The 7176-nt window shown below is 71.8% G+C and carries 5 protein-coding genes and 1 rRNA gene; all 6 read left to right on the top strand.

Features of this window, described 5'->3' with window-relative positions; all coding sequences use genetic code 11:
* Positions 1 to 86, top strand: a 5S ribosomal RNA gene (gene rrf, locus ACFT2C_RS28755); the annotation flags it as partial.
* A 165-nt stretch (positions 87 to 251) separates the two neighbouring features.
* On the top strand, positions 252 to 998 hold the full coding sequence (locus ACFT2C_RS28750) for an IclR family transcriptional regulator (RefSeq protein WP_377210528.1): 747 nt from the start codon (positions 252 to 254) through the stop codon (positions 996 to 998).
* 162 nt (positions 999 to 1160) lie between these two features.
* A complete protein-coding gene (gene aceB / locus ACFT2C_RS28745; RefSeq protein ID WP_377210527.1) occupies positions 1161 to 2747 on the top strand; it encodes a malate synthase A in 1587 nt (528 codons plus the stop codon).
* Between the two features lie 100 nt (positions 2748 to 2847).
* Positions 2848 to 4338, top strand: coding sequence for an FAD-linked oxidase C-terminal domain-containing protein (locus tag ACFT2C_RS28740; RefSeq protein WP_377210526.1), 1491 nt, complete (start codon positions 2848 to 2850; stop codon positions 4336 to 4338).
* Positions 4338 to 5672 (top strand): FAD-binding oxidoreductase, encoded by a 1335-nt coding sequence (locus ACFT2C_RS28735; RefSeq protein ID WP_377210525.1) that lies wholly within the window; start codon positions 4338 to 4340, stop codon positions 5670 to 5672. Before ACFT2C_RS28740 ends, ACFT2C_RS28735 begins: the two co-directional genes overlap by 1 nt.
* Positions 5672 to 6991, top strand: a complete 1320-nt coding sequence (gene glcF / locus ACFT2C_RS28730) for a glycolate oxidase subunit GlcF (RefSeq protein ID WP_377210524.1) — start codon at positions 5672 to 5674, stop codon at positions 6989 to 6991. Before ACFT2C_RS28735 ends, glcF begins: the two co-directional genes overlap by 1 nt.
* Positions 6992 to 7176: the final 185 nt, after the last annotated feature.

The following is a 7176-nucleotide window of genomic DNA, read 5'->3' as shown; positions in this document are numbered from 1 at the left end:
GTCCCATTCCGAACCCGGAAGCTCAGCCCTACAGCGCCGATGGTACTGCCCTGGAGACGGGGTGGGAGAGTAGGACGCCGCCGGACAACCATTCCTGCAAGGGGATGGGATGATCCTGACCAGTACTGGTCGGGTCATCCCATCCCCTTGCTGCATTTCCGGACCCGAGCCTCTCGAGACACCCGGCGGTTCCGCTCTGTGGAATGCTTCTTCCGTGAGCCGGTATGTCCGGCGTCCGACGGGAGGTTGATGTGGCTGAACCTGGCGTGCAGTCGGTCGAGCGGGCGCTCGATCTGCTCGAGATTCTGGCAGAGCTCGGTGGTGATGCCGGTTTGAGTGAGCTCTCCGAGCAGTCGGGGCTGCCGCTGCCGACCATCCACCGGCTGATGCGCACTCTGGTCGCCCGCGGCTATGCCCGGCGGCTCCCTACACGACGCTATGCGCTCGGCGCGCGGATGATCCGCCTGGGCGAAGCAGCGGGCCGGCAGCTCGGGTCGGGCGCACGACGCCACCTGGCACGGGTCGCCCGCGAGCTCGGGGAGACGGCGAACCTCGCCATGCTCGACGGGGAGATGGCCGTGTACGTGGCCCAGGCGGCGTCGTCGCACTCGATGCGGATGTTCACCGAGGTGGGGCGGCGGGTGCACCTGCACAGCACGGGCGTCGGAAAGGCGCTCCTGGGCGAGCTTCCCGACGCGACGGTGCGCGACATCGTGGCGCGGGCCGGCCTTGCGCCTGCCACGGATCGGACCATCACCGATATCGACACGCTCCTCGCGGCGACGGCGGAAGCGCGAGAGCGCGGGTATGCCGTGGACGACGGTGAGCAGGAGATCGGCGTGCGCTGTTTTGCCGTGGTCGTTCCCGGTGCACCGGTGCCGACGGCGCTCTCGGTGTCGGGCCCGGCGGCGCGCGTGTCGTTCGAGTTCGGGGAGCGCGCGGTGCCGGTGCTGCACGAGGTGGCCCGTGAGGTCGCGGCCGAGTTGTCCGGGAGCTGAGTGCCGCGTTGGGCCGTGCGCTGAGCGCCGCGCTGCCCGAGAGCTGAGGGCCGCGTTGACCCGGCACCGTCGGGCACCTAGTGTTTTCGCCAGGAAGTATTTGGCTTCCGTATCGTGGAATAACGGCAACGGACGCCGAACCATTCGAGCGAGGGAAGACACGTGGATACTCCAGACGGACTCACGATCACCGGCGACATCGGATCGCGGGCGGAGGAAGTGCTCACCCCACAGGCGCTGGAGCTGATCGTCGCCCTGCACCGCGCGCTCGACGACCGGCGGCTCGAACTCCTCGAGGCCCGGCGGCGGAGAGTCGCGGGCCTCGCAGCGGGCGGCACGCTGGACTTCCTGTCCGAGACCAAGCACATCCGCGACGATCCGACGTGGCGCGTCGCCCCGTCGGCGCCCGGCCTCGAGGACCGCCGCTGCGAGATCACCGGCCCGACGGACCGGAAGATGACCATCAACGCGCTGAACTCCGGCGCCAAGGCATGGCTCGCGGACCACGAGGACGCGAACACGCCGCAGTGGAGCGCGGTCGTCGGCGGGCAGCTCAACCTGCTCGACGCGATCAACCGCACCATCGACTTCACCAGTGAGAACGGTAAGCACTACGCGCTGAAGCCCGACGAGGAGCTGGCCACGATCATCGTGCGCCCGCGCGGCTGGCACCTGCCCGAGAAGCACATCCTGGTGGATGGCCGGCCGGCGTCGGGCAGCCTCGTGGACTTCGCGCTCTACCTGGCCACCGCGGGGCTGCGGCAGATCGAGAAGGGCCAGGGCCCGTACTTCTACCTGCCCAAGATGGAGTCACACCTGGAGGCGCGGCTCTGGAACGACGCGTTCGTGCTGGCCCAGGACTTCCTCGGCATCCCGCAGGGCACCATCCGCGCCACCGTGCTCATCGAGACGTACCCCGCGGCGTTCGAGATGGAGGAGATCCTCTACGAGCTGCGGGAGCACAGCTCCGGCCTGAACGCGGGCCGCTGGGACTTCATGTTCTCGGTGATCAAGTCGTTCCGGACCCGCGGCACGGAGTTCATGCTGCCCGACCGGAACGCCGTCACCATGACCGTGCCGTTCATGCGGGCCTACACCGAGCTGCTGGTCAAGACCTGCCACACCCGCGGCGCCCACGCCATCGGCGGCATGGCCGCGTTCATCCCGAGCCGCGACGAGGCGGTCAACACCGCGGCGTTCGCGAAGGTCCGCGACGACAAGACCCGCGAGGCGAGCGACGGGTTCGACGGGTCCTGGGTGGCCCACCCCGGCATGGTGGAGCTCTGCACGGAGGTCTTCACCGCGGTGCTCGGCGACAAGCCGAACCAGATCGACCGCACCCGCGAGGAGGTGCAGGTCACCGCCGCGCAGCTGCTCGACGTCGCCGCCACGCCCGGGGACGTCACCGAGGCGGGCCTGCGGAGCAACATCTCGGTGGGTATCCAATACCTCAAGGCGTGGCTCGGCGGGCTCGGCGCCGTCGCCATCTTCAACCTGATGGAGGACGCCGCGACTGCCGAGATCTCCCGGTCGCAGGTGTGGCAATGGCTGCACAACGACGTGACGCTCGCCGACACCGGCCACCAGGTCACGCGTGAGCTGATCGACCGGATCGTCGAGGAGGAGATCGCCAAGCTGCCGGGTGACGCGGCAGACTACGAGGAGGCGAAGCAGACGTTCCTCGAGGTGGCGGTGGCGGACGACTACGCGGACTTCCTCACTCTCCCGGCGTACGAGCGGATGCCCTGACCCAAGCCGGTTGAGTGCTGGGTATTTGTGGTGCAGAGGCTCTCCACCCGACAAATACCCAGCACTCAACGAAGGGAAGGTTCGCAACAGGGAGGTTGCTATGGCCGCGAGGGTTGCCAGGTCGGAAGTGTCGGTGGCGCTGGATGCCGTCATCGGCGAGCTCATCGGTGAGCTCGGGGGTGAGCGGGTGATCACGGATCGGCAGCGACGTCGGACGTATGAGTGCGACGGGCTGGCGGCCTATCGGGTGGTGCCCGGCGTGGTGGTGCTCGCGCGGAGCCGGGACGACGTCGCGACCGCGGTGCGGGCGTGCGCGCGGCACGGCGTGCCGTTCGTCGCGCGCGGGTCGGGCACGGGTTTGTCGGGCGGGGCGCTGCCGCACGCCGAGGGCGTACTCGTCGTCATGTCGCAGCTGCGGAGCATCCGGGAGGCGGACGTCGCCAACCAGCGTGCCGTCGTCGACCCGGGGGTGATCAACCTGCAGCTCACGGCCGCGACCAGCCCCGACGGGTACTACTTCGCGCCCGACCCGTCCAGCCAGTCCGTGTGCTCGATCGGCGGGAACGTCGCCGAGAACTCGGGCGGCGCGCACTGCCTCAAGTACGGCTTCACCACCAACCACGTCACCGGCGTCGACCTGGTGACAGCCGGCGGTGAGCAGGTCGAGATCGGCGGCAAGGCGCTCGACCCGCCCGGGTACGACCTGCTCGGCACGCTCGTGGGCAGCGAGGGCACGCTCGGGATCGTCACGTCGGCCACGGTGCGCCTGACGCGGCTCCCGCAGGAGGTCCGGACGCTGCTCGCGGCGTTCCGCTCCATGGACGACGCCGGCGCCGCCACCTCCGCGATCATCGCCGCCGGGGTGATCCCCGCGGCCATCGAGATGATGGATGCCCTCGCGATCGAAGCCGCGGAGGCGGCCGTGCACTGCAACTACCCGGCCGGCGCGGGCGCTGTGCTCGTGGTCGAGCTCGACGGGCCGTCGGCCGACGTCGCGGGGGAGTTCGACGACGTGGTGCGGCTCTGCGAGGCGGCCGGCTCCTTCGAGGTACGGGTGGCGGCCGACGACGACGAGCGCGCCCTGATCTGGAAGGGCCGCAAGTCCGCGTTCGCCGCGGTGGGCCGGATCAGCCCCGACTACATAGTCCAGGACGGCGTGATCCCGCGGACGGCGCTGCCGCTGGTGCTGCGGCAGATCGCCGAGCTCAGCGAGAGCGCGGGCGTGCGGGTCGCGAACGTGTTCCATGCCGGCGACGGCAACCTGCACCCGCTGGTGCTGTTCGACGGCGCGGTCGAGGGCGCCGTCGACCGGGCCGAGGCCGTGGCGGGCGGGATCCTCGACCTGTGCCTCGCGCACGGCGGCTCCATCACGGGCGAGCACGGCGTCGGCGCCGACAAGGCCAAGCACATGCCGCGCATGTTCACCGCCGACGACCTCGACACCATGCAGGCCGTGCGCTGCGCGTTCGATCCCGAAGGCATCTCCAACCCGGGCAAGGTGTTCCCGACGCCGCGACTGTGCGGCGAGCAGCCCGGCCGGCACCGGGGCGCGCACCCGCTGGCGGAGTCCGGCGTGGCGGAGGTCTTCTGATGACGGACCTGCAGCGGCTCGACGACGCGCTGAAGCAGGACGGCGGCGAGGTGCGGGAGGCGGGTCCCGGGGACGCGGTGGACGGGGTGCGCGCGACGGCGGTCGCCCGGCCCGCGTCGGCGGAGGGCGTGGCCGCAGTGCTGCGCGAGGCGACAGCGCAGGGGCTGGTCACCGTGGCCCGCGGCGCCGGGACGGCCCTGGACTGGGGCGCGCCGCCCGAACGCGTCGACCTGATCATCGACACCACGGGGCTGGACCGGCTCGTGGAGCACGGGGCGGGCGACCTCGTGGTGGTGGCCGAGGCCGGGCTGCCGGTCGCGGCCCTGTCGGAGACGGTCCGGGCCGCCGCGCAGGAGCTCGTCGTGGACCTGCCGCCGGACCGGCTCGCGGGCGGCTCCACCGTGGGCGGCGCGCTGTCGACCGGAGCCTCCGGGCCGCGGCGCCTGCAGCGCGGCGGGATCCGCGACCTGGTGCTCGGGGCCACCGTGGTGCTCGCCGACGGAACCGTCGCCTCGTCGGGCGGCAAGGTCGTCAAGAACGTCGCCGGGTACGACCTGGCCAAGCTGCTGACCGGCGCGTACGGCACTCTCGGCATCGTGGTACGGGCTGCGTTCCGGCTGCACCCGGCACGGCCCGACCGCGCATTCGTCGTCGCCACCGGTCCGCTGGCCGACGTCGCCGCGCGGGCTCGCGACGTCGTCGCCTCGCAGCTCGCACCTGCGGCGGTCGAGATCGACCGGCCCTCGGGGAGCGACGTCGCCGAGGTGGCGGTGCTGCTGGAGGGTACGGGGAGCGCTGTCGCGCGGCGGGCTGCCGCCGCGGCCGAGCTGCTCGGCGGGGTGGTCCAGGCGGAGTCGCCTCGGTGGTGGGCGGCGCTGCCTGGAGGTGGTGCCGCGGCTGTGGGGACAAGGGTCTCGACAAGCTCGACCAACGTTCGGGACTCGACCGGCGGTGGTGGGGGTTCGATCAGCGGCGTCGGGACCTACGCCAAGGCGACTGCGACGCTCACCGGGGTCGCCGATCTGCTGGCGGCGGCGCGTGACGCCGAGCAGCGGTACGGCGTCGGCGTGGCGCTGCGGGGGACCGCGGCCGGGGTGCTGCACACGGTGGTGACGGGGACGCCGGAGGCGACGGCGTCCGCCGTCGGGCACCTGCGGGGTGCCGCGCCCAGCCCGCGCGAGGGGACGGTGACCGTGCTGCGTGCCTCGCGCGAGGTGCGCGCGGCACTCGACGCGTGGGGGCCCGTGGGCGGGCTCGACCTCATGCGGGCGATCAAGCGGCAGCTCGATCCCGGGCGCAACCTCGCGCCCGGCCGATTCGTGGGAGGCATCTGATGACAGAGACGAAGCCGGACCTGCTCGGTGCCTTCGACGAGCATCATCCGCCCGCCAGAGCGCTGATCGACGACTGCGTGCACTGCGGGTTCTGCCTGCCGGCGTGCCCCACGTACTCGCTGTGGGGCGAGGAGATGGACTCCCCGCGCGGGCGGATCTACCTCATGAAGGAGGGCCTGGAGGGCGAGCCGATGTCGCCCGCGCTGGTGCAGCACGTCGACGCCTGCCTCGGCTGCATGGCCTGCGTGACCGCGTGCCCGTCGGGGGTGCAGTACGACAAGCTCGTCGAGGCGACGCGGCAGCAGGTCGAGCGGCGCGGCGCCGAGCACCGCACGCGCGGGCAGCGGCTGCTGCGGTCGGCGATCTTCGCGCTGTTCCCGCGGCCGGAGCGGCTGCGGCTGGTGCGGCCGTTGCTCGCGCTGTACCAGCGCACGGGGCTGTCGCGGCTGGTGCGGCCGGTGCTGGCCCGGGTGTCGCCGACGCTGGCGACGATGGAGGCCATCGCGCCGCCGGTGGGGCCGCGCGTCCCCGTGCCCGCGCTCGTGCCCGCCGTCGGCCCGAAGCGGATGACCGTGGGGATGCTGCTCGGCTGCGTGCAGCGGGAGTTCTACCCGGGCGTCAACGCGGCGACGGCGCGGGTCCTGGCGGCGGAGGGCTGCGACGTCGTCGTGCCGCCTGACCAGGGATGCTGCGGTGCGCTGTCCGTGCACGCCGGGCGGGAGAGCGAAGGGCTGGACTACGCGCGGGCACTCATCGACACGTTCTCCGGAGCGGACGTGGAGCGGATAGTCGCCAACTCGGCCGGGTGCGGGTCAACCATGAAGGACTACGCGGACCTGCTGGCGGACGACCCCGAGTACGCGGAGCGGGCGGCGGACTTCGCGGCGAGGACCCGCGACATCTCGGAGGTGCTCGCCGAGCTGGAGCCCGTCGCGCCGCGGCACCCGCTGCCGATGACCGTCGCGTATCACGACGCCTGCCACCTGCGGCATGCGCAGGGCGTCAAGGCTCAGCCGCGTGCGGTGCTCGCGACCATCCCGGGGCTGGTGGTCAAGGAGATCGCCGAGGGGGACATGTGCTGCGGGTCGGCCGGGATCTACAACCTGACCAACCCGGAGCCCGCGCGGGAGCTGGGCGACCGGAAGGCGGCGAACGTGGCGGCGACGGGCGCGGAGCTCCTTGTCACCTCCAACCCTGGGTGCCTGCTGCAGATCACCGACGCGCTGCGGCGGCAGGGGCGAGAGATGCGATGCGCGCACATGGTGCTGGTGCTGGACGCGTCGCTGCGCGGGGCCGGAGTGGGGGAGCTGGTCGGCTGAACTGGTCGGCTGAGCGGCAGGCTGAACTGGTCGGCTGAGCTGGGGGCCGGCCCGTTGCGGGGGTGCTCGCGTGTGAGTTCGGTCCTTTGCCCATGGTGCCTGTGTGAGTTCGGTCGGTTGCCTCGAGATCGGTCATGATTTTTACCTGGTTCATAATGCCCTGCTGGCCGGGGTCGGCTCCTGGG

It is taken from the genome of Promicromonospora sp. NPDC057138, assembly GCF_042670845.1.
Taxonomy (GTDB): Bacteria; Actinomycetota; Actinomycetes; order Actinomycetales; family Cellulomonadaceae; genus Promicromonospora.
Note: the sequence above shows the minus strand (reverse complement) of the source record. Positions and strands in the feature narration are given on the sequence as shown.